General features: G+C 43.2%; 17 protein-coding genes. 1 reads left to right on the top strand and 16 read right to left on the bottom strand.

What is annotated here, in order from left to right; translation table 11 throughout:
* Positions 1–39: 39 nt before the first annotated feature.
* From QVE09_RS01960 to QVE09_RS01945, 4 genes are all read right to left on the bottom strand, one after another.
* Complete coding sequence (locus tag QVE09_RS01960) at positions 40–1,701, bottom strand: ABC transporter substrate-binding protein (protein WP_315935432.1); 1,662 nt, start codon at positions 1,699–1,701, stop codon at positions 40–42.
* A 121-nt stretch (positions 1,702–1,822) separates the two neighbouring features.
* On the bottom strand, positions 1,823–3,562 hold the full coding sequence (locus tag QVE09_RS01955; RefSeq protein WP_315935431.1) for a sensor histidine kinase: 1,740 nt from the start codon (positions 3,560–3,562) through the stop codon (positions 1,823–1,825).
* Positions 3,544–5,130 carry a response regulator transcription factor gene (locus tag QVE09_RS01950; protein WP_315935430.1) on the bottom strand — a complete coding sequence of 529 codons (1,587 nt, stop codon included), beginning with the start codon at positions 5,128–5,130 and terminating at the stop codon, positions 3,544–3,546. Before QVE09_RS01950 ends, QVE09_RS01955 begins: the two co-directional genes overlap by 19 nt.
* A gap of 102 nt (positions 5,131–5,232) precedes the next feature.
* On the bottom strand, positions 5,233–7,203 hold the full coding sequence (locus QVE09_RS01945; RefSeq protein ID WP_315935429.1) for a hypothetical protein: 1,971 nt from the start codon (positions 7,201–7,203) through the stop codon (positions 5,233–5,235).
* 159 nt (positions 7,204–7,362) lie between these two features.
* On the opposite strand from QVE09_RS01945, the gene QVE09_RS01940 reads away from it, so the two are divergent.
* Positions 7,363–8,214: a helix-turn-helix domain-containing protein gene (locus QVE09_RS01940; RefSeq protein ID WP_315935428.1), complete on the top strand. Its 852-nt coding sequence runs from the start codon at positions 7,363–7,365 to the stop codon at positions 8,212–8,214.
* A 118-nt stretch (positions 8,215–8,332) separates the two neighbouring features.
* Here the strand turns inward: QVE09_RS01940 and QVE09_RS01935 are convergent, their stop codons facing one another.
* The 12 genes from QVE09_RS01935 to QVE09_RS01880 form a co-directional block, all read right to left on the bottom strand.
* Positions 8,333–10,651, bottom strand: a complete 2,319-nt coding sequence (locus QVE09_RS01935) for a glycoside hydrolase family 95 protein (RefSeq protein WP_315935427.1) — start codon at positions 10,649–10,651, stop codon at positions 8,333–8,335.
* Between the two features lie 661 nt (positions 10,652–11,312).
* Positions 11,313–12,275, bottom strand: a complete 963-nt coding sequence (locus tag QVE09_RS01930; protein WP_315935426.1) for a GGDEF domain-containing protein — start codon at positions 12,273–12,275, stop codon at positions 11,313–11,315.
* A complete protein-coding gene (locus tag QVE09_RS01925) occupies positions 12,268–12,903 on the bottom strand; it encodes a chemotaxis protein CheC (RefSeq protein ID WP_074095083.1) in 636 nt (211 codons plus the stop codon). The genes QVE09_RS01930 and QVE09_RS01925 overlap by 8 nt, the downstream gene beginning before the upstream one ends.
* Positions 12,893–13,267: a response regulator transcription factor gene (locus tag QVE09_RS01920; RefSeq protein WP_315935425.1), complete on the bottom strand. Its 375-nt coding sequence runs from the start codon at positions 13,265–13,267 to the stop codon at positions 12,893–12,895. The genes QVE09_RS01925 and QVE09_RS01920 overlap by 11 nt, the downstream gene beginning before the upstream one ends.
* Before the next feature lie 283 nt (positions 13,268–13,550).
* The gene (locus QVE09_RS01915) at positions 13,551–14,453 is read right to left on the bottom strand and encodes a carbohydrate ABC transporter permease (RefSeq protein ID WP_315935424.1); all 903 of its coding nucleotides are present in this window, start codon (positions 14,451–14,453) and stop codon (positions 13,551–13,553) included.
* A gap of 12 nt (positions 14,454–14,465) precedes the next feature.
* The gene (locus tag QVE09_RS01910) at positions 14,466–15,431 is read right to left on the bottom strand and encodes an ABC transporter permease (protein ID WP_084174602.1); all 966 of its coding nucleotides are present in this window, start codon (positions 15,429–15,431) and stop codon (positions 14,466–14,468) included.
* A gap of 112 nt (positions 15,432–15,543) precedes the next feature.
* Positions 15,544–17,199: an ABC transporter substrate-binding protein gene (locus tag QVE09_RS01905; protein WP_315935423.1), complete on the bottom strand. Its 1,656-nt coding sequence runs from the start codon at positions 17,197–17,199 to the stop codon at positions 15,544–15,546.
* A 139-nt stretch (positions 17,200–17,338) separates the two neighbouring features.
* Positions 17,339–18,880, bottom strand: coding sequence for a response regulator (locus QVE09_RS01900; protein ID WP_315935422.1), 1,542 nt, complete (start codon positions 18,878–18,880; stop codon positions 17,339–17,341).
* A 13-nt stretch (positions 18,881–18,893) separates the two neighbouring features.
* Positions 18,894–20,675 carry a sensor histidine kinase gene (locus QVE09_RS01895; protein WP_315935421.1) on the bottom strand — a complete coding sequence of 594 codons (1,782 nt, stop codon included), beginning with the start codon at positions 20,673–20,675 and terminating at the stop codon, positions 18,894–18,896.
* A gap of 4 nt (positions 20,676–20,679) precedes the next feature.
* Positions 20,680–21,795: a response regulator transcription factor gene (locus QVE09_RS01890; protein WP_315935420.1), complete on the bottom strand. Its 1,116-nt coding sequence runs from the start codon at positions 21,793–21,795 to the stop codon at positions 20,680–20,682.
* A 347-nt stretch (positions 21,796–22,142) separates the two neighbouring features.
* The gene (locus QVE09_RS01885; RefSeq protein WP_315935419.1) at positions 22,143–22,982 is read right to left on the bottom strand and encodes a formylglycine-generating enzyme family protein; all 840 of its coding nucleotides are present in this window, start codon (positions 22,980–22,982) and stop codon (positions 22,143–22,145) included.
* Between the two features lie 132 nt (positions 22,983–23,114).
* Positions 23,115–23,750 (bottom strand): glycoside hydrolase family 11 protein, encoded by a 636-nt coding sequence (locus QVE09_RS01880; RefSeq protein WP_315935418.1) that lies wholly within the window; start codon positions 23,748–23,750, stop codon positions 23,115–23,117.
* Positions 23,751–23,760: the final 10 nt, after the last annotated feature.

Genomic DNA, 23,760 nt, shown 5'->3' with positions numbered 1-23,760 from the left:
GAATATTCCCCCGTTTCGTGTGTTCTCTTTGGATTACACTCACCATTTGCCAGCTACACGATCCTTAACTGCCTGTGTTATCGTAGCTTCGTATGTTTTCTTGTCGAGTTGATTCAATTGACTCATATATTCATTCCATGTGTTCTCGAAAGTGGAAGGCGAATCCATAATCATCTTGGGTAAATATTTCTTCTGGAGGTCTTCTGCCTTGGTGATGAAAATCTGTTCAGGAGAGCCCTGCTCCAGTGCAATGGACCAAGCAGGAGACCAAGGACGCTCATCCGGAGTGCTGAATAGTTCTGTGAATGTCTCCACACCATATTTCTCTAACAAAAGCTTGTCACCGTCCGTGTAGCTAAAGGTAGCCACTTCTGGTTGGTTGCCCGGTCCATAGGCGTTGCCATCCTCAAGCACGGAGTTATTCCCGTAACGAGGCCAGCTGTAATTAAAATAGTCAAAGCCGAATTTACGACTTAATTCTGGATCTTCATGTGCCTTGCGTTGGTCATCATTTTCAAAGTAAAAACGACCCTCATCATTCACACTATACGTCTCGTTCTCAACACCCCATTGAACCAGAATCTGGTTTTCTTCCTTGAGCAAATTATCAAAATATTTAATAATTCGCACGGGATCTTTGGCATTTACGGTAATTCCGACACCGTAGTTGTTCACAAAACCTGGCGGGTCCACATACTGGTCTTTGACACTGTCATCAAATACGATCGGTAGAGATACGTATCGTTTATCGTCAATACCAGCCTTCTTGAGGTTGTTCGTTGCGTCTCCAACCTGCCAGGAGTAACTGAAATATCCCAGCACCCGACCGGACGTCAACTTGGCGAGATACTGATCCTGGTTCATTGTGAAGGATTCTGGATCAAACATTCCCTGTGCGTTAACCTCGCTCAGCTTCTGAATCCATTGTTTCTGATAATCAGATCCGGCTACCAATTTGGCTTCATTGCTCTGCATATCCACCATCACACTGCCATCGTTTGGATAACCTGCCAGATGCATGGCCGGATTTAGCAGGGTGAAGAAGCTGCCTGATTCACCTGCAAGTGTGGCGAAACCGATGGTTTCTTTTCCATCGATCTGCGGATGCTTTTGCTTGTATTGCTCAATCAAGTCAAAATATTCGTCCAGCGTTTTGATCTTGGGGTAGTTAAACTCTTTTAACACAGCACGCTGAATATAAAAGCCGGTCTGGAAGTTAGGCTCTGACACGTAACCGATGTTGGCAGTGTATGGCAAGAAATAGATCTTTCCATCCTCCTGTCTGAATTTGTCCATATAAGGCCCGTATACTCGCTTGATGTTAGGCCCGTATTGATCGATCAGTTCATCCAGCGGGATAAAAGATCCTGCATCCATCAACTTGGCCATTTCACCACTGGAGTCGATGATGTCGGGGTAATCCCCACTCGCAATCATTACACCTGCCTTGGTTGCACCGTCGCCCACCAGATATTCCATCTTCCAGTCAACGCCTGTTTGTTCCTGTAGCTTCTTGCCAATGGTCGTGCTGCTTGCCAGAATGTCCTTCTTGCCACCGCCAAACGTGAAATATTTAAAGGTGACCGGGGTGTTGTCATTACTGTCAGGATAAGAGGCTTCCGGGCTGGCTTTATTACAACCTGCTAGTGTTACAGCTAGTAAAATTGCCAAACCTGTTATAATGTTTTTTTTTCTAAACATGTAGCAAATGCCCCCTTAAAGTATTGTTTGTGTCTTTAAGCCTTCTCAATATATCAAGATAGCGCTTTCAAAGTTACCCATGAAAGTGTACCTCCTACTTTGAAAAGTATATCCCTCGTATTTAGTTGTCTGGCATGGCTGATGAATCAAGTGGAAGCTCAATTTGGATACGCGTTCCTTCTCCTTCCCATGTCTGGATATCGAATGTAAAGTGATTCTTATAACAAAGTTTTAAGCGACTATACGCATTTTTCATGCCAACATGCTCTCCCATATCGGTGTTTTGATCCAGGTAACTTAACAACTCTTCCAATTTTGCTTGTGACATCCCTATACCGTTATCCGTTAGTCTGATATGGAGCTGGTCATTTTCCATTGAAACGAAGAGTTGAATGATGCCTACACCCGGAGATGACTCAATACCATGAATACTTGCATTCTCAACAAAGGGGAGGATAACCATCTTGGGGATTCGGTACATCAGTACCGCAGGATCTGCCTCAATGGTATATTGGAGTTTTTCTCCAAAGCGGTATTTCTGAATTTGCAAAAAACTCTCGATGAGTTCCAATTCTTCCTTTACTGTCACATCATTCTGATTCCAACTAATCGACTTGCGAAACATCTTGGCCATGTTATGCACGATTTTGGCAGTCTCTTTCTCGCCTTTGATGAGGCTCCGCATACGTACCGACTCCAGCGTATTAAACAAAAAATGTGGGTTGATCTGACTATGGAGCGCATGAAGCTGTGCTTGCTGCTGCTTTAACTCCAGGTCTTTCTTTTGGATGTCGGCGAGATATACCTCATGAATCAGGTTATGGATCGTTTCGGTCATTCGATTAAATTCCATCGTAAGTTGACCTATTTCATCTCTCGCATCTTCAGGCGGAATCGTCTGGAAATTCTGTGTTTTTACTTTTTTCATATGTTTCAGAATGCGCACCAGCCTGACATGGATGGTTCTGGACATAGCCGCGATGATAATAGAAGGCAGAACAAAATTAATGCAAGCCAGCCAAACGACGAAGGAACGGGACTTCCGCACCTCCTTCAACACAATTTCTTCATCCATCACCCCTTGCAGGGACCACCCTTCCAGATAGTTAATGCCTGTATACGTAAGTTCAAAGGGAATCATTTTGTTCGGAAACTGGATCTCGCTGTAACGTTTCCCTATCTGAGTTTCTTCTGCTGTGGGATCATTTGAAAATTGGATGTGTCCCCCCGGATCAAGAAGATACACTTTTCCATCAAATCCGCTGTTGTGAAAATACTGCTTGATCATATCCATGTTCAGGTCAATTTTAAGTAACTGCTCTCTCCCCCCAGTGTCCAGATTGTCGAGCCGTTGAACCAGACTTAACATCTGATCCGATGAGATCAGTGCCGGATAAGGGGCGGAGTATGCCTGAAATTGAACGTACCAGTTAGAGCTTCGGACCACGTCAGTTAAACGATCAATATAACCGGAAGATAAAATGGTAGAATTATCGGTATACACTTGATACCAGCGAATCCCCTGATTCAATTGCCCGGAGAATTGCCCTTTTAGATAGGAATTATAAGCGTCAATGTACTCAAAATGGCTTTGAAACGAACGGGAGAGGGTGTCATTGAATACAGGGTCAGTATATAACGAATAAGAGAGGCCGACGCCCTGATCAATGGTTACCCGCAGGTCGTTCTTCAGATTGTTCAAGGCCATGCCGGCATCACGAGTTTTCTGACTACGAATATTGGCGGATGTGACATTGTAGAACACCACATTGGTTACTACGATGGGAATAAACACAGATAAGACATACATGAGCAGTAACTTATCTCGAAGCTTCATGTAGTTCAGGTTCCATCTTGGCATTGTGCACCTCGCTGCTCATTTCCCATAAGGAGATTGCGATACTCTGTAGGCGATAGCTTAACAAGTTTCTCAAACTGTGTTACAAAATAGTCCGCATTCTGAAATCCTACGCGTGCAGCAACCTCGTACATTCTCATATCCGTCTGGCGCAATAACTTTTTCGCCTCATGAATCCGCAGGTTCAGCAGATAGTCATTGAAATATTGATTGTAGCTTTTGCGGAATAATCGCCCAAGATAAACGGGATTCATATAGAAGAGCGCAGCAATGCTTTTGAGATTGATGTTCTCGGTATAATTTGCATCAATATATCGTTTGATCTTGCTGATATCCCCTTTGGATCGCTCCATCCGCAGATGAGAGACATAATCCTCGGCTTCCTCCAGTGCGATGAGAAATGCATTCTTCAATAGTCGTAAATTCCAACCTTCATGACTTTGTTGTGCCAGCTCCTTCAGCAGCTGCAACCCTTCATCATTACCACCCATTTCGTGGACCACAGCGAGAATACCCGTTATATAACGCAAAAGAGAACCCGATACAGCCTGAGGAGAAAATCGATTCATATGAAACAATTTGAATTTCTCTTCTACAATCTTGTAGTAAGCAGGCCTATTACCCTCTTCCAGGCTCAAAATTAATTGATCCACCTCGTCCTGGTACACATTGAAAACAAACAGCGGTTTGTCCTTGATCTCCGTATAACGCACGACACCACTAGTTTCTGCATATTTATGCTTGGCTGCTTCTTCAGCCGCCATAAGGGATTGTCGGACATCGCCAATTTCTTTGACTAGCGTTCCTGCGTAAAGGCCGATGTCCAGGTTAAACCTTTTGCTCAATGTTATATGAATACTATGCAGTTTATCCTGTAACGCCGAGCTCCCTTGATGATGATCAGGCCACAACAGTAATAAAGCAAACGTACCGCGTTGTTGCTCACTGATGAACATTTTGCACAAATTACTCTCCAGAGAATGTACTGTTTCACGTAGCTGTTCAATGGTAATTTTAATTTCATCTAAACCTGTCTGAATTTCAATCAAGGTCATGAGCAGACTTGAGCTACGATTGATCCCGAGCATCTCAGCATATCGATCTTCATCCTCCTTCTGTACATGGCCTTTGATCACATCCTCCAGCATGATGTTACTGGCCTGTCCCTCAGCCAAGAGGATATGTTTTCTTTTATTGCAAATCAGATTAGCCGACTTCTGCAACGTCGCCGTCAGTTCTTCATCATCAATAGGCTTCAGGATATAGTCATGAACACCGTACCTGATTGCCTGCTGTGCATACTTGAAGTCATGATAACCACTGATGATAATGAACACAGGTTCCAGATGTGGCATTTTCTCTACGGCACGTATCAGTTCCAGTCCATCCAGGATTGGCATACGGATATCTGTTATAATCACGTCTGGTTGCAGGCTTTCGATCAGATTTAATGCCTCTACACCGTTCTCTGCCTCTCCGATAATCTCCATATTAAGATCAATCCAATTTATGAGTTCATACAGCCCCTTTCGTACATACATCTCGTCATCTACCAGTAATACTTTTAACATGCATGTGTCCCCTTTCCTCCAACAAAAATAAACCGCCGGTAGCATGTTCTCTCTATCGGCGGAATCTAACATGGTGACTGTTGTAGTTATTGCAACATAAATTCATTCATCCCAATAGTCGCCAACAAGGCCTTCGATGATCGAGCCACTGGCCCATGGCATCAGGCAAAACCAGGTGCTGGCTGGCGTACCATCCGCATATTTTTCAGTGACCAGTCCTTCCGAATGACAGAAGCGTTCTGACATCCATCCTTTTTTGCCATAGCCGAATTCTTGATCATAACGATTATAGGTCTGACAACCCCACCCGATGGTATCCATCATACGTTGGCGAATATAATTGTCTTCCCGTTGTCCAACATAATACAACAGCTCATCCACTAGATTGCTGGACATGGGGTGAATATGCGGATTAGCTACTGAAGTAACACTTCCCCCGGAACTGGACCAGCCTAATGTACTGAGCGGTGGAATCTTAATAGGTGAGTTGTAACAAAATTTGAAGCTGAATTCATAACTGATCGCATCTCTCATGTGATCAAGAAACAACTCGTCACCGGTCAACGCGTGCAGAAACCGAACAGCTTTGATGTAAGCTAAAATGCCTTCCGAATCAACAGCCTTGTCCGCATCTAACGGAGCGCCGTAACATTCCATGTGTTGCACATAGGTGTTGTAATAGTGAGCTTCACTGTGTCTGAGCTCATCCAAAGAAGATTCATCATGGGTTAACCAACTGTAATATGCCTTGGCAGCAAGACACCAGACTCCACTAAAGGCATCATATTCAAGCCCTGCCCCTGTCCGCTCTGACAAAATGGTGGGATATTCTCCATCCGTATTTTTCGTGCACTCCAAACGCTCAAGTACTTGCTTGACGTAAGCAAGCCAATCATCGTGTCTCACATTTCGAATGCGCTTCTCATAATCGTAGCTTTTCAGAATGTAGAACATCGCTTGAGCGACAAGGTACGAGGAATGTCCTGGGGTACGCATGCCGTCAAACCACCAGCCTTTAACACTCCAGATCCCATCCTGATAAGCGTCATACGGAAGTCCGGATTGAGGATTCATGGCATTCTCCATAATATTTGTAATACAGGATAACGCCTGCTGTCGCATGGGCTCATTATTCAGGCGCAGTGCAGCCATAAGCATTGGTGCGGCGATGGTCATACCGTTTGTCCAACTGATTGAGATAATTTTGTTGTAGCGGTAGCCATCGGTTTCAGCAGCATCTTCATATACAAATGTTGAATAATGACGATCCTCCGGAAGCCAGGCATATTCATAGATGGCATTGGACAAATCCGTTACCGTAGTCTGAATGTCACTTCCTTCTCTTGGTTTTTCGTGATACCGCCTATAGATTGTTTCCAGTGCAGGATTGATGCCCAGTTCTGATTCAGACTTGTAGTTATATAGTTCAAGAGTGAGCCCAACCGATTCACCTGCCGCAAGTTCAAAACAGTTTTCTCCAAGGGCAGCTCGCTCATGGACAAGTCTGGATTTGATAAACAGCAATGGAGCATTCTCATAACCCAACGTATATCCGACCGTACCCTTTTCAATAGAACATGTAAATCCCCCATATTGCACAAAGTTTCCTTCCATTCCTGGATACCATTGCTGCTTCTGGCTTCCTGTATTGATCCAGTAGGGACTTGCGCTTAGACCAGCAATCCGACCTTCATCATAGATAAGTGCAGCCGGATGAGACAGACGATCACTTCGGACCATCCACCAGGGTGATGAAGGGCGTGAGGGCCTGCCCTCCCTTAGTCTGGGGAACTCATTTGGGACATTCTGGGGTGCTTCGCCCCGGTTGCGGCCATACATAAATGCAGGCAAAAAAAACCTCGGATTCTGTTTGTCCAACGGCATTTCCACATGAATAACCCCTGCCCAGGAATTCTGACCCTCGTTGTAAATCTGAATGTCGGCTTGCCATGGGTCTTCTGCACTGCCGTTCCCGCTTATTACTTTTACGTCAGCTTTAAGTTCATGCTTGTTCAATGCCGTGTACTCTACGTTGTCCTGCACTCTGCTTCGTGCCGTGAAAATCAGATCCATCTTTTCCTCCAATCGCGTTGTACACACCTGAGTGGAAACGCTTGCAATTATGTATCCATCATGCTAGGATGGTTACATTTTATAGGTTCACGTCTGCAATTTCATTGCACTAACGGCTATATTTATTGCGCGAAACGACAAGGAGGTCATATATCTGATATGAATGAGACTTCAGAATACCTGTTTGATCCAATCCAGAATGAGCTGTTGTACCTTCATCGCACCACCACGTATAATATGGGAACGTTTTATCATCGACATAATGCATATGAACTCTACTTATTTCTTCGTGGCAATGTAAATTTCTATATTGAGAACCGTTGTTACCATTTGCAGCGTGGCGATCTGCTCGTTCTTAACCCGGAGGAGATGCACCGTTCCTTTGCCTTGGACAAAAACGAATATGAGAGAATTACCATAAATCTGAAAAAGTCATATCTGAACCGCTTGTCTACGTCAACCACCAACTTATCCGCATGTTTCGACTACCGTCCCAAGGGTAAGGGGAATATCGTACATCTTGAAGAGGAAGAGCTTCAACGAGTGCTGCAATTAGCTGGCGAGCTTGAACAGTGTCTCTCATCAAGTGTCTATGGAGCGGATATTCTGGGGAATATTTTGATTACACAGCTACTCCTTCTAACGAATCTAACTTTTCAAAATACGGATTTTGTTGCAACGGATATTATGCCTGAACTAGTTCGAAACACGATGGATTACATTGAATGTAATCTGACGAGGCAACTGACGCTCGAACAATTGTCAGAGGCTATGTTCACGAATAGCAGCTATATTAGTCGACAATTCAAAAAGCATACCGGACTCACGATTCGAGCATATATTCTTAGTCGCCGTATAGAGCTGTCGAAATCTTATTTAATCGAAGGTTTAAGTATTACAGAGGCCTGTTATCAATCCGGTTTTGGAGATTATGCCAATTTTATTCGCAGCTTCACCAAGCAGGTAGGCACTTCACCTGGTAAATTTGTTAAATATGGAAGTCTTCTTTAAACATTGTGTTGAGTAAAAACACACCAACTCTTGCCTATATCTTATCTCAGCAAAAAAAAAGAGCGAATTTTCCCGGCAATTTTGTCAGCCGGTATTCGCTCAGGTAATCGGTAACTTCTTATTGATTATTCCAGTCGTATCTTTTTAGTTCAATTATTGAATTGGGGCCAGGAAAGATTAATTCTATCTTTTGGTCCAGATAGGATACGGTTACTCTTGATTCTGCAATAGAGCGAATTCTGGTATTGAATAGACGACCATTTTCCCATTCCAGATCTATTTCAAATCCGCCACGAGCCCGAATACCACGAATATATCCTTTTGGCCACGCTGCTGGCAAAGCAGGTAACATTCTGATTACTTCGTTATGGCTCTGGAGAAGCATCTCTGCTATACCTGCAGTACCTCCAAAGTTCCCATCAATTTGAAATGGAGGATGGTCACAAAACAGATTGGGTAACGTGGAGGAACGTAGAAGTTCTACGATGTTATCGTGTGCAAGTTCCGACTCCTCTAATCGTGCCCACATGTTGAGAATCCACGCCCGGCTCCATCCTGTGTGTCCACCACCGTGTTCCAGTCTTCTGTCGAGTGTTACACGGGCTGCCTTGGCCAGGTCAGGTGTTGATTGCAACGTAATTTGCGTTCCAGGATGCAAAGCGAATAAATGGGAAATATGTCTGTGACCAGGTTCCAATTCATCATAATCGTTACTCCACTCTTGGATCTGGCCATGTTTGCCAATGGAGGTCTCCGGTATTTTGGTTAAAGCACTACGGAGTAATTCTCCAAATTCCTGATCCTCTTGCAATATTCGGGTACTTTCAATGCAACGCGTGAAGAGTTCTCTAATAATCTGATTGTCCATTGATGCACCAAAACATAAAGCCCCCGACTCTCCATTATCTAATATATAGCGATTTTCCGGTGAGGACGAAGGACATATCACCCAATTGCCGGAAGGATCCTCTATTAGATAATCCAGAATAAACATAGCCGCATCTTTCATCGTGGCGTAAACTTTTTTGAGAAACTGAACATCCTTATTGTATTCGTAGTGGTCCCATAGATGTAATGAAAGCCATGCTCCTCCCATAGTCCAAAACGTCGATGTCATGCATACATCCTGCGGAGCAGCGTCTGCCCAGATATCCGAATTGTGATGAGCAACGAACCCCTTGCATCCATACATGGTTCTAGCGGTTTCCTTTCCCCGGACTTGCAGTCGATCGATAAAATCAAACAATGGAATGTGACATTCAGACAGATTGCAGCTTTCTGCAGGCCAGTAGTTCATCTGTGTATTAATATTAATCGTATATTTGCTATCCCATACAGGAAGCATGTCTTTATTCCATATCCCTTGAAGGTTTGCCGGTAAAGAACCTGGACGACTGCTTGAGATAAGCAGATAGCGACCAAATTGAAAGTATAGACTCATCAGTTCCAGATCATGCTTACCAGCTCTAAGCCGCTCAAGGCGCTGATCGATTGGAAGTTCGGAACATATCACATCTTTATTATCATCTTCGAGATGTATATCCATCTTTTCAAATAAGGATTGATAGTCCGAGACATGATCGGCCAGCAGTTCGCTATATGACTTTGCTGAAGCAGCATCAATTCTTCGGAGGCACTCCGCTTCGAGTTGTTCTTTGGCTACTCGGAAATCCGTGCAAGCCGTGATTAGAATAGTCGCTGAATCACCATTCTTCAGAGAAAGCTGACCGCTAGAATAATGAACATGCCCCCCTTCAGATATAAGGCGAATCGCACAACAAAATCGGATTCCTTCTTCTCCCCCACTTCTTCCCCGGATGATCAAGTTATTCGTTCCACGCTTCTCGATCCGGTCCAGATAGGATTGGAAACCAACAGGATGCTTAAGAATATCTGAATAGGATGTTGATTCCAGAACAGCTCCCCTGCCAAAAATAGTGGAGAAAGATAACATTCCAGGTACGCTAGATTTGAGATGAACAACGAGCACTTGATCCGGGTAGCTAGCAAAATAATCTCGGCTGTAAATGGATTGATCTGCGGTATAATTCACGTTTACCTTGCCTTGTTCCAGATCGAGATGTCTTTGATATCCATTTGGTTCATGTTCACTGTGATCCATAGCGATATAGAAGTCCCCTAATGGCTCATAATGCCTTTGCCCGTCAGGAATACCTACCAGAGTATCTGCTGCAAGTTCTTCTGCTTCGCTAATCTTACCGTCAAAAATCAGGCTTCTGATCTGAGATAAAGATTCAAGTGCGTGAGGATTATTCCGCTGCATCGGTCCACCATACCACAGACTATCTTCATTAAGCTGAATTCTCTCGATCTGTGTTTTTCCAAAAATCATGCCTCCAAGAGTTCCATTTCCGATAGGCAATGCCTCTTCCCATGTTCCAGCAGGTTGATTAAACCAGATATTTTTTGTCTTCACGTTAAAACCTCCAACGAATTGATAATTCCTCACATTTTTCATGTTTAGTGTGTTCCGTTTGTATGTTCTTTCAGTGTACTGTAATCTCTTAAGCATCTAAATGAACAAAATTAACTTGAATTATCACAATCTTATCCCAGTATTAGAGGTGTTTAATCTGTGCGTCTTCTCTATGGCCGAATATCGCATGATATACGGGGTATGATATGTTTTTCTTCTTTTTCCTTCTGTTGCTTGGAATAATCGGTTTATTCTTTGGGGTTAGAGCACGGAGACGACCAATTCATGGCCTTTTCATCGTACGAAGGGTGAACTCCATGAATACGATTTAATGGGCATCAAAATTAGAGGCGTTTTTCTCCTTGCTTTTGGTACTGTTCTGACTATTGCCTCTTTCAGACTTCTCCTTATTTAATAAAATCCAAAAAAGCCGCTAATATAGCGGCTCTCCATTAACGACTCATCTATTACACTCAATCTGTGCACTCCTTTATAATTATCACTGGCTAATTTCTTACTACATTACTCAATAACTACTCTCTCATCTTCATATGTAAAAAAATATTATTCATAGGAGAAAACGTATTTTTTCTTATGTTAATTATATAGACAAATAAAGTTGCTATTGTAGCAACTTTATTAAAAGACATTTTTAGATTTCTTAAGCATTTTCAGGCTCATAAATTCCATAACCATTCTTGCCATTCTTTTTAATCTTGTACATGGCTCCATCCGCATGTCTCAGAAGTTCGGAAGGCTCCTGTCCATGCTTGGGAAATAGACTGATACCAATACTCATCGAAAGGTTGATATAGTTACCGGCAATTTTGAAATGGGTACTGAATGCAGCTTCCAATCTTTTGGCGATGACTTCAGCATCGTCATCATCTTTCAGGTGGCTTAAAATGATGAATTCGTCCCCGCCAAGCCGTGCTACAGTGTCCGCACTTGGAATCGTTTCGCTTAATCGCTTTGCCATTTCTAGCAACACTTGATCACCAACATGGTGTCCATACGTATCATTCACTTGTTTAAACCCATCAGCATCCACAAACATGACGGCAAGTTTGCTATGGGTTCTTTGGGCATTACTGATGGCCCAGGCAAGACGGTCATTATAAGCAAGACGATTAGGCAGACCTGTAAGTGGATCATGCAAAGACAAATGCTTGCTTATTTTCTCGGAGATTTTGATTTTGGCGTACTCCGTCTCCAGTTCTTTAATCAGATTTTTAAGTTTATATACCCGGGTGTTTGTGTTAGTCATGTCCGTAATCTGAATAAGGGCATAACTGCGATCCTCATGATAGAGCGGTTCAACATGCATATTTTGTCTGAATAATTGCCCATCCTCTCCTTCATTAGGAAGAATGAATGCCTTATGTAAAGCGCTTGAGCAGAATCTGCTCTGTCCATGATACAGCGCATTTTGCAAAATATTTAGATACATATTCGATTTAAACCGTGGGCAGACCTCAAGCAGATTCAAGCCTACTACCTCTTCTACACTCTTGCCAGTAAAACGTTCCAACCAAGCATTCCACACAACAACTTTCAAATGCCTGTCTACAATCATAATTCCCATATGGGCTTTGTTCAAAGCTTGTGAAATAAGATTATCCATTGTCCGCCTCCAACAAAGCGTCCATTTTGGCCAGCAGGCTTGATATGGAGTTCATACTCAATGCTATGACAATGATACCAGTCACATCCGTATCGGCAAGTAAAAACGAGGTATGTAAAACCAGGACATAGACTTCATTCTGAAGCAATATTTGTTGATCGGAATTGGTGACATAGATCAGTTCAATATCAGGCAGGACGTATTCCAGTTTCATCTCCAGGAAATTTCCGAATTCTCCAATAATGGCGTTAAGCAGAACATTGCTAACTTCCTTCAAAACGTCCAAATCTGTGTCCATCAGGTTCGGATCGTTCGGTATAACGCTCTCACCTAGTTCTCCAAGACAGATGTTTGCCAATACTTTAGCCTGCTCAACAGGAAACATCAGAAATGCTTTTCCCTGAAATTCGTAACCAAACTGTAAGGATGACCTAAACAGGTGACCTTCACTAAAGAAAATGTTGTATCTTCGATCTCCAGGATCAACATCGGATATGGAGATTAGTTCCACTTCTGGAATATTCAAAACGATACGCTTGTCTACAATCTCTGACAACATGTTAGCCGCTTGTCCCACGTAAACATTCACTAGTTCAGTAAGCAAATCCTTCTGTAAATCATTCAGCATGATAGGCCGCCTGAATCAGTTGAATCATGGTAGTTGCCTTCTCTGCGGTTAACGGTTTGTTCAGGAAGCCAGAAATGCCCAGCATTTCAACTTCATCTCTAGTTGTCTTCTGAATATCTGCAGATAAGATAATAATTTTGACATTGCTATCCGTTTCTCGAATCATTCGAAGCATTTCTTGTCCGTTCAAACCAGGCATCAGCAGGTCGGTGGTTATAAAATCAGGTTGGAATTCCTTGAATAGGTTGTATCCTTGCTCTCCATTGTTAGCAATCTGAATCTCGCATTCTGGAATATGATCAACAATCAGCTTTTTAAGCAATTTCTGTACGAAAATGGAGTCTTCCACGATTAATACTTTCATTTTCTCTTCAGTCTCCTTGATAAAATGGTAAGAGCTCGGGATGGTCAGGCGCAGTGGACAGTTCTTGATAAAGGGCTTTTGCGCGCAGTGGCACCCTGAAAAGAGACTGACAGGTGAATCAAGTAAATATAAATTATAGTAACTTTAATTTACTTGTCAACAACATTATTGAATAAGTTAGATTCGTGCGCAATAGACATACTGCGCCTCTCCGTTTAAAAAACATAAAAAAACGGTCACCCTAGTGACCGTTTTTGATCGGTTATCTGGAACTGCATTAATTTTACTCTTTTACCCCTCCAAGCTGCAAGCCATGAACGAAATACTTCTGCAAAAATGGATATACGACCAAGATGGGTAATGCAGCTACAATCGTGATGGCTGCTCGAATAGACATGGGAGTAACCATGTTACGCGCAGCGCCAAGATCTGCTCCATTGGCAACAGCTGCGCTGCTGTTAGAATTCATGGAAGAAGATAATAGTTTCATTAACTCATATTGTAGCGTACTTAAATTTTGTTTGGAAGATGCATACAGAAACGTATCAAACCAAGAATTCCATTGACCGACTGCAATGAACAGTGCAACAGTAGCCAGAACCGGTTGGCACAGCGGTAGAATAATGGATATGAATGTTCTGAAATCTCCAGCACCATCAATTTTGGCGGATTCGATCAATCCCTCGGGTAGTGTCTGGATATAAGTTCGAATAACAATCATATTAAAGGCACTGATCAGCCCAGGAATAATGTACACCAGGAAGTTGTTTAACAAATGCAAATCTTTCATTAGGAAGTAAGTTGGAATAAGACCTGCACTAAAATACATCGTAAGAACAACTGTAATGGTAATGGGCTTTCGTAATATATAATCTTTTCGGCTTAGTGTGTAAGCCAGCATGGAGGTTAAAAATAGACTTAACACTGTCCCCAAAACCGTTCTCGCCACAGATATACCAAAGGCACTGAAGATGGTCCCTCCTGCAAATACTGCTCTGTAGTTTTGATCTGTCCATACCCGAGGCCACAGATAAATCCCACCTCGGATGGTGTCATTACCGGCATTGAATGATACGGCGAGTGTATTCACAAACGGATACAGGGTAACAATCGCGATTGCGATCATCAGTATACCATTTAACGTATGGAAGACAATCGGTTCAAGCCGAGATTTATTGATTCCCATCTCTAGTCCCCCTTATATTAATCGGTCTTCCCCGAGCCGTTTGGAAATAGAATTCGCCGCAAAGATCAGCGTGATACTAACTACTGTCTTGAAGATACCTGCCGCAGTAGCCAAAGAATAATTCCCGATCTGTAGTCCGTATTTCAGGACAAATATATCTATCGTCTGTGACCAGTCGACAACCACACCATTACCTAACAGATACTGAACCTCGAATCCAGCTTCCAAAATCCAGCCCATATTCATGATCAGCAAAATGATAACAATGGATTTGATTCCGGGTAAGGTCACATACAGCATTTTCTTATATCGGTTCGCACCATCAATCTCTGCCGCTTCATAGAGGGAAGGATCGATAGACGTGATGGCCGCCAAATAAATAATGGCATTCCAGCCAACTTCTTTCCATACATGGGATGCGCCTACAATGCCCCAGAAGTATTCCGGAACGCTAAGCCACATGATAGGTTCTTGAATGATATTCAGCTTCATGAGTACCACATTCACAATCCCACCATCTACAGAAAGTGAACTTGCTACGATACCTGTCACAATAATCCATGAGAGAAAGTGAGGTAAATACGATATTGTCTGAATGGTTCGTTTATATAACTTATGTTTGATCTCATTAAGTAAAATGGCAAATATAATTGCTGTCGCAAATCCAAGTACCATATTGATGACGCTCATCGCAATGGTATTACGAAGCACGTTAAGAAATGCATCGTCTGTTAGCAAAAACTTAAAGTGTTTGAGCCCGACCCATTCCTGTTGAGTAAAACTCTTGGCAGGACTATAATTCTGAAAGGCCATAACCCAGCCCCAAATGGGATAATACGAGAATACGAGAATGTACGCCACGATGGGCAATGACATGAACATGAGTTGTCTTTGTCCGCGCAATCGTTTTAACAGTGGCGCTTTGGTAACGACTGTACGGGTAGTTTGCTCTGGTATGGCTCCAGGCGTGTTCGCCATCTTTCACTCCTCCTATTGGCTTGCAGCGACTTTAAGCATGATCTCCTCGGAAGGCACTCGCCTGAGTAATCCTTTGGTTGATACCTTCCGAGAGAATCATTGCCGCATTTTTTTATTTAACAGACCAGTTCTCGATTCTCCATTTCAATTGTTCATTAATCCGGTCTTCATAGGATTTGACATCGATTTTCTTGTAAGCGTCTACATATTCAGTCCAAATGTTATCGAACTCATCCGGTTTTGACATGATCGCCTTAGGCAAGAATTTCAACGAAGTGTCTGTCATTTGCTTGTTCGCTACCGCAGCATCAGAGCCTTCTTTCAGATCGACCTGCCATGCTGGATAGTACACAGGATTCTCTGGTGCAGGAGAGAAGAAATCACTCCACGTTTTGAAGCCATACGCATCCAGAAGTTCTTTGTCTTCCGGTTTAAGGTTGTCATAGAATTCCTCAGGTTGGTTGATCGCTCCAATCGCATTGCCATCTTCAAATGTTCCTTCGAGCTTCGGTGCAGCAGCGTAGAAACCTTCAGCTTTGTTGATCAGTCTCCATGCCGGATCATCCTGCTCTTTCCGTTGCTCTGGCGTACGATAGAATCTTCCCTCTTCATTCACCTGATAGTCTACACCCTCTTCACCCCATGACAAGAGCTTCTGGTACTTCTCATCCATAAGTTTATCGAGGAATTTGATAAGTGCGACAGGATCTTCAGCATCTTTACTGATACCAAAGCCATTGTTCAAGTTGATAACCGGACGATCCAGATAATGATCTGTGATACTTGTATCATAGACTAGCGGGAAGCCTACGTATGTCTGGCCAATCTTGCCCTGTGCTACGAGTGGGTCTTCGCCGGCTTGGAAATTCCAGTGCTGGTCGAACATACTAAGCACACGTCCCGAAGAAATTTTGGCCAGATATTGATCATAGTTCTGAACAAAGGCTTCTTTATCCAGCAATCCCTCATTATACAGATTGTTTAGTTCTTTATAATACCGTTTGGAGATATCTTTGTCGGCAAAAACGGTTGCGACTCCACTATCATCTACGACTACGCCCCCGTCATTGGGGTGACCCGTAAGATGTTCAGGTGGGTTAAGCAAAGGGAACGTCCGCCAGTCTGAAGCCAATGTAGTGAAACCAATCGTCGGTTGACCATCAATCGTTGGATTCTTGGCTGCATAATCACGGATCAACTTTGTGAAATCATCCAACGTTTTAGGAGTCGGGTACCCGGCATCCTTCAGTATGGACTTTTGAATCCAGAATGCTGGACCAGAATAATAGTTACTAATGAACTCCCCTGTATACACTCCATAGTTAGGCAACCAGTAAATATGTCCGTCACTGGAATCTTTCATCCGGTTCCAGTCTTTACCGAAATGTTTCTTCAGATTAGGTGCATGCTCTTCAATGAGATCTTCGAGCGGAATAACCGCACCGGCTGAGACCAATTTGGTGTCTGCTGTGATCAAATCCGGGAAATCGCCCCCGGCAATCATAACGCCCAATTTCTGTTGAAGATCACCTACTAGAAACTCCATCTCAAGATTGACGCCGAGTTCTTCCTGGATCTTCTTGTAGATTCGGTTATCTTTAGCTGGCGCCTGATTCGGCGTTCCGATAAAGGCCGAGATGTTCAGTACCTCTTTCCCATCCTTTGTAGTCGCTTTCTCATTGTCACCGCTGCATCCTGCCAGTGCCAAACTCAAAGCCAGAACGAGTGATACGGAACCCCAAAGCTTCTTTTTTTTCAGTCCCCCCATGTACTTGCCCTCCTTGGAAGTGGTATGTCTTACTGTTTTTAGTATGAAGAAATGTATGCGGTTACAAAATATATATATTTAAGGTCCATCCCCCTGTAATTGCAGGTCTTATTCAGGAGGGGTTCTTCTTTTTCAAAGATCAATTCGCATACTTTTGCCTGTATTCCAAAGGTTTCATGGCTGTACGTTTTTCGAAGTGTCTGAGAAAATGCTGATAGCTGCGGTACCCTACCTGCTCTGCGATCGCACTTGATGTTTGATTCGTCTGCTGGAGCAGACGCTTCGCTTCTTCCATTCGCAGATCATGTACTACCTCGATTACACCCTTGCCATACTTTCGCAAAAAAGATTGCCCTAAATGGACTGGATTCACGTAGAATCGTTCTGCAAGCTCCTGGATCGTAAATGTCTCCTTGTAATGCATCTGCACATATTCAGCAACCGTCGCCTGAATGCCTCCCATTTGCCTCTCCCGGAAAATAGTCAGTTCTGACTTGCATTGCAAACAAAAATGTTCCAGATTGTTAGCAACCTCTTCTATATTTCGATGGCCCTTCTCCAGAATTCCGCTCGCCAATTCGTTCATTAGAGCATTAGGTTCTCCTCCTAATTCTCTACACAGGGACAGTCCGCGGAATATAATGTGGGTAGAGAAAATATGTACAATCTCTGGCGCAGCCTTCATCTGTATAAACAGTTCAAAGGCACTACGAATGGAACTCAAAAGTTCCTCTTCAGAACCGTTTTCAAGCAAATCGTTAATATGGTCCACCTCTGACAGTGTTTCCGGATCAAACTGCCAATTCTCCAACTGAATATCTTCGGCAAACAAAAGACGCTCTTGATTAAAAAACAAATAACGCCCAACTTCCTGAGCGGAGCGGAAGGATTCAGATAAATGCTCCAGTTTGTTGACCGTTAATCCAACTGCGATATGAATATCTTCGCAGCCGTTATGTTGCATGTTGTTCATCAAACGCTGGGTAAAAGCTTTAATGGCTTCAAATGTCTCATTTCTATCATTCGCTTCCTCCCCCCATACAAGTCCCAATGAGTCTCTTGTTCTGTCTATCACATAACAGCAAGTTGTTACTTCAGCCGTTTGTTCGGCTACTAAACAGGCTTCCTGTATATCTCCCTGAAAAGCAATCCGCAGGTATGCCCAATGTGACTTATTTAAACGAGGAAGGACCTCTGACATCTCCTGCTCCGAAATATTCTGCTTATCCTTAATCAGTGCAGACAAAAACGCTTTGACCCTTTGCTCGTTTGCATGTTCCCGGATACGCTCCTGGTTTTCACGCTCCTGCAATTGCTTACGGAGACGGACCAACATATCCTCTGCTTCTGTACTGTCAACGGGTTTGGTTAAATAGTTGGACACACCTAATCGAATAGCTTGTCTGGCATAATTAAAGTCACTGTATCCACTCGTGATGACAAACAGTACAGATTCATGTTCCAATCGCCTCGCTTCTTCGACAAGTTCCAGCCCATTCATCACAGGCATACGAATGTCTGTCACCACGAGATCAGGTCGATCTTCTTGTATCATCCGAATGGCTTCCTCACCATTCGCGCACACGCCTTTGATTTCAAAACCATGCTTCTCCCAATTGATCAGAATCTGTAACCCTTCAATGGCATACGGTTCATCATCGACTAACAGTACTTTATACATGAGAGTTTACCTCCTATTTCCTCTGTTCCAGCCTGGAGATCGGTATACGGTATCCTGCAATGGTTTCTTTTCCAGGTACGCTGCTTAGATCAAATATCGCATTTCCTTCATAAAAGAGCTCCAACCTGCGGTAGACATTGCGGAGTCCTACATGCTCGCCATTCCTCGGTCTTTCAGAACGAATATCTCTCAGCAGCTCCGTTAGTCTCCCTGCATCCATACCGATTCCATTATCGATCACCTGAATAACCAGTTCAGAAGCGTTTCGTCTCGCCGTTATCTTGATCTGTCTTCCATCTTTTCGCGCCTGCAATCCATGTTTGCATGCATTTTCGACGAGCGGTTGAATGCTCATGCGGGGAATGCGCAACGAAGCTGCATCAGGATCAACCTCGAAGGTGTAATCAAACAGCTTTCCAAAGCGAAACTTCTCAATCTGGAGATAAAGATTCGTAAATTGCAGCTCTTCTTGCAAAGGAATCAGATTGTCAGAATGACTGAGTAACTGTCTCATCAGCTTGGACAGACTTTTAATAATCTCAATTACTTCCGTGTATCCATTCTTCGTACTAACGACCAGTAAGGCATTCAATGTGTTAAATAAGAAATGTGGATTCATCTGACTCTGGAGCATGGACAATTCAGTCCTCACTTGATCCAACTCCAAATCTTTTTGACGGATTTCCAGTTTATATACGTCATTAATCAGGGTATGAATTTTACCAATCATGATGTTAAATGTACGTATAAGACCGCCAATTTCGTCCCGGCCTTCGTGAATTTCAATCAGATCAAATCGTTCGTTACGAACCTTCTCCATATGTCTGGATAGCTTGCGAATCCGATAATGGTAGGAACGCAAAATAATGTAGATCAATACAGAGGGGACCACGATACTTAGTGCAAGTAACCCCAGAATTGATTTAAAGGCTTCTTGCAGCAGGTGGTCAAGGTGGCGCGTATCGGCAACTCCAATCAATTTCCAACCCTTTAGGTAGGCTAGATTACCCAACGACTTTTCGAGCGTGTAAGCAGAATTGCCAGATTCCTTGAGTATTGATTCCTTATCAGGGTGGGATAAGTCGGTTTCGCTGAATTCCCCACTTGAAACGACAGTTCGATTGTTGCTGTCCACCAGACGCAGCTGAAGACTGTCTGATTCACGGTTTAAGATGCTATACACCCGGCTAACTTCCAGATCAATCTTGGAATACTTCGCATAATTCGCATACGAGGTATACGTATCCATTTTGCCAATCACACTGATCCTTCTTCCGGCGTTAAATCCGGATGGTTCAATATAATCAACGACAAGAATGCCTCCACTGGTGGATTTCAGCTGTTTCAATCCAGGGAGTACATTCTTGTCTTTCATCACGATATAATGACTGCCCGTCTGAATGGTATCGTTATCCGTATAGATACGCACCTCCAGAATATTTGCTGACATATACCGTGTTAATTTATCTCGCAGGAATGCATGGTACACGTTGTAATAATCAACGGGGGAGCGATAGGTCCGATCCAATGCCTCATAGAGCGAATCGTCTGCTGCAATAATTCGACTCAGAGCAACGCTCTCATCAATCATGCCCAGCAGTTCCCCCGCGGCCCTGTCGATGGATTTACGCAGATTTTCCTGTTCTCTAATCTTGATATCCGCAGAGGTTCGTTGATAGAAGAAGATATTAATCGTTATTACAGGAAGGAGAATACTAAGTACATAAATAAGCAGAAATTTGGATCGGAGAGGAATATCATTAACCTTACGGAACATCCAGAATTTATGACGCATATGATCACCCTTGGTTTTTGTTTTTATAGACGGATGGAAGCTCCCCTGTATGCGCTCTGAATTTTTGGGTGAAATATTCAGCATCATGATACCCTAGCCTGAATGCAATGTCAGTGATCTTCATATTGGTACGTCGCAGGAGTTTACGAGCCTCCTCAACACGAAGCTGGTGCACATAGTCAATGAAACTGACCCCCATCTCCCGCTTGAATTGTTGACCCAGGTAGGCAGAATTCACGTGAATACGATTAGCTACATCTTGTAATTTAATTTTACTTCGATAGTGTTGCTTCAATTCATTCACTGCTTCTGCAACAAGCCCTCCTGTACCCGTCTTTTGCTTCAATTCAGACTGGGAAAGTTGCTCGGACAGTCGAACACACAGGTCTTGCAATGTGCCAGAAGACCAACTCGCAGCCTCGTGCCATTCTTTTGCACATAGTATTTCTCTGCAAACCTCTCTTTTTCCATATTTTCGTAGCAACTCCCCATGGATATATCGGATGACATGATGTATCCATTCCAACGAAACCTCTGCTTTCTCACTCTTCTCTAACAGTCCACTCACTGCAATATCAATGGAATACGTATTTCCTGTTTCAATCAACGCCAAGATCTCTTTGGAGATGTTCATCATATGCTCTAAATCATATTCTTCGCTTATTCGATATTCGTTAAGATGATTTTCATAGGCTCCATCTGTAACCATGACTCCATTTTGCTGTTTTTGCTCATTTCTGCGTTTGTCCAGAGGTTCAATCATTTCCATAAGGATTTGATGAATTTCCTCGGGAACAAGAGGTTTAAGCACATACTGATCGACCTGATACCGTATAGCTTGCTTCGCGTAATTAAAATCGGAGTATCCTGTAACGATAACAATTTTAGAGGTATAAGCAAGATCTTCTCGCAAGGTGTGAATCAAACCAAGACCATCCATAACAGGCATTTGAATATCCGTGACGACAAGATCCGGTTCAACCGAGTTGAATAAAGCAAGTGCTTCCTCCCCGTCCGTTGCCGTTCCGCAGAGTTCATATCCACAAGCTCGCCAGTCAATCATCGTTCTCCATCCTTCTAGCATAAACGGCTCATCATCTGCGACAATGACCTTGTACATTAGCTCACCTCTCTTTTGTCCGTGATCAGCTGCATGTATTTTATCTATATCTATGGGTAGATTCCAGTTGCTGTGAAAACGCTAAACAGCAGAACAACAGCAGGATTGTTGTCTGCTCGCACAACTTGGAGAACAAATTTTCCACCAGTCTCATCGTCATTGATCAATAACATAGGAAATGGTTTCATCAGACCGTACGATAAGAACGCTCCGATTGTAGCGAAGCGCCGGATAACAATTCAAGTGTAACGCTTACATTTTGGTACAACAACCCGATAAACTATAGGTTTTCACCCGACAAAGTATAGGTTTAGCTCAGAAGTAATCTACTGTCAGGAAAAAAAATTTCATTCTCCACGTACAATACGGAATCCTTGATCGGGGCCAAAACCATTTGCATCAAATTTGCCACGGAATGATATTTCATTGTTATTGACACCGCCGATCCAGCCTCCGCCTTTCACAACTCGCCAAGTTTGATTTGGACTCTCCGAATCACTGTACCAGTCCCAGCACCATTCTCTCACATTCCCAGACATATCATAGATTCCTAACTCATTCGCCTTCTGAGTTCCGACTTTTTTGGTTTGATTACGGTTGCTCTCAATAGCGGGCCAGCTCCAGTCACCCGTCAGAATGTTCTCGCCGGCATTTACCCAGTACCAAGCAACTTCATCAGGATTGTTACTTCCACTGTATGTGTAATTTAAGCTCTTTTGCCCTCCGCTTGCAGCGTATTCCCATTCTGCCTCTGTGGGTAAACGGTAACCGTTGGCTTCCTCGTTGATCGTTACACTCCATTTTATATTGTCGTTTTCATTCTGATTATTCGTGTCCTGGTTGTCCTTGTCTATATTGTAATAAGGTTTCAGGTTTTCTTTTATACTTTTTTGATTACAGTATTCCACTGCGTCATACCAGCTGACCATTTCAACAGGCAGGTCATCTCCCTTGAAGCCAGAAGGGTTTTCCCCCATAACCTCCATCCATTCTTTTTGAGTTACTTCGTATTTGCCAATATAGAAGGAATCCAGCGTTTCATTCCTATCAATCTGACTCGGCTTACTGCTCTTGAAGGCTCCTCCTTCGACGAATACCAAGTCATCGTTTAATTTGGTATTACTTGCTGAACAAGCACTTAGACTAACAACTATAGCGATTAAAGTTAACCATACCAGCTTCCTCATTCAATTATTCTCCTTTACTAAGCTTAAATCCGGCAACGTCGAGGTCGTTAGTCTGGAGAATAACGTTACTCAACGCTACCGGAAAATTGAATTCAAATGCAGGTGCAGACGTTGAACTGCATCACATCATTTTTACCAAACTGTCACGTTTGCGCTTCCGCTGCTTTGATAACCCTCTGTTGCCATCACCTGATAAGACCAACTACTACCAAGGTTCATCCCTTTGCTCGCCCATGCGTTCACATGATTGCTAAACGTAATGGTAGAATTGACTCCGATTGGTTTCTTGGACTGTCTAACACTCCAATACTGAGGGAAAGTCTGAGTACCATCAATGGAAGGTGCATTGTATCTCATCGTTGTATAGATGTCATATGTGCCGCCATCACTAGTCATCGAGCCCTTATACGTTCCGGTCGGACGATACGTTCCCCAGCTATCCACCACGTAATATTCAATTAGAGCGTTTCTGGTCCAACCATAGAAGGTGAGGTAGCCGTTACCTGAAGGAGAGAATACGCCGGCATTGTAATTGACCACTCGATTAGGCGTGCCATATGTCCACCCTTTCCCGACAACAAAGTTACCTACATTCTGCCAGTTTACACTATAGTTCCCTCCTGATCCGTTAACAGCGTTGACCGTTCCTCCACCATCTGTCCAATTTTGCCAATAATCTGTTGCAGCGCTGGATGTTGCTGCAAAGACACCAAAACTCATGGAAGCTGCGAGAACAACGGTCATTAATTTTTTGCCAAATTTGAACATGGATGATACC

This window comes from Paenibacillus sp. ClWae2A, from assembly GCF_032452295.1.
In the GTDB taxonomy this organism is placed as follows: Bacteria; Bacillota; Bacilli; order Paenibacillales; family Paenibacillaceae; genus Paenibacillus.
Note: the sequence above shows the minus strand (reverse complement) of the source record. Positions and strands in the feature narration are given on the sequence as shown.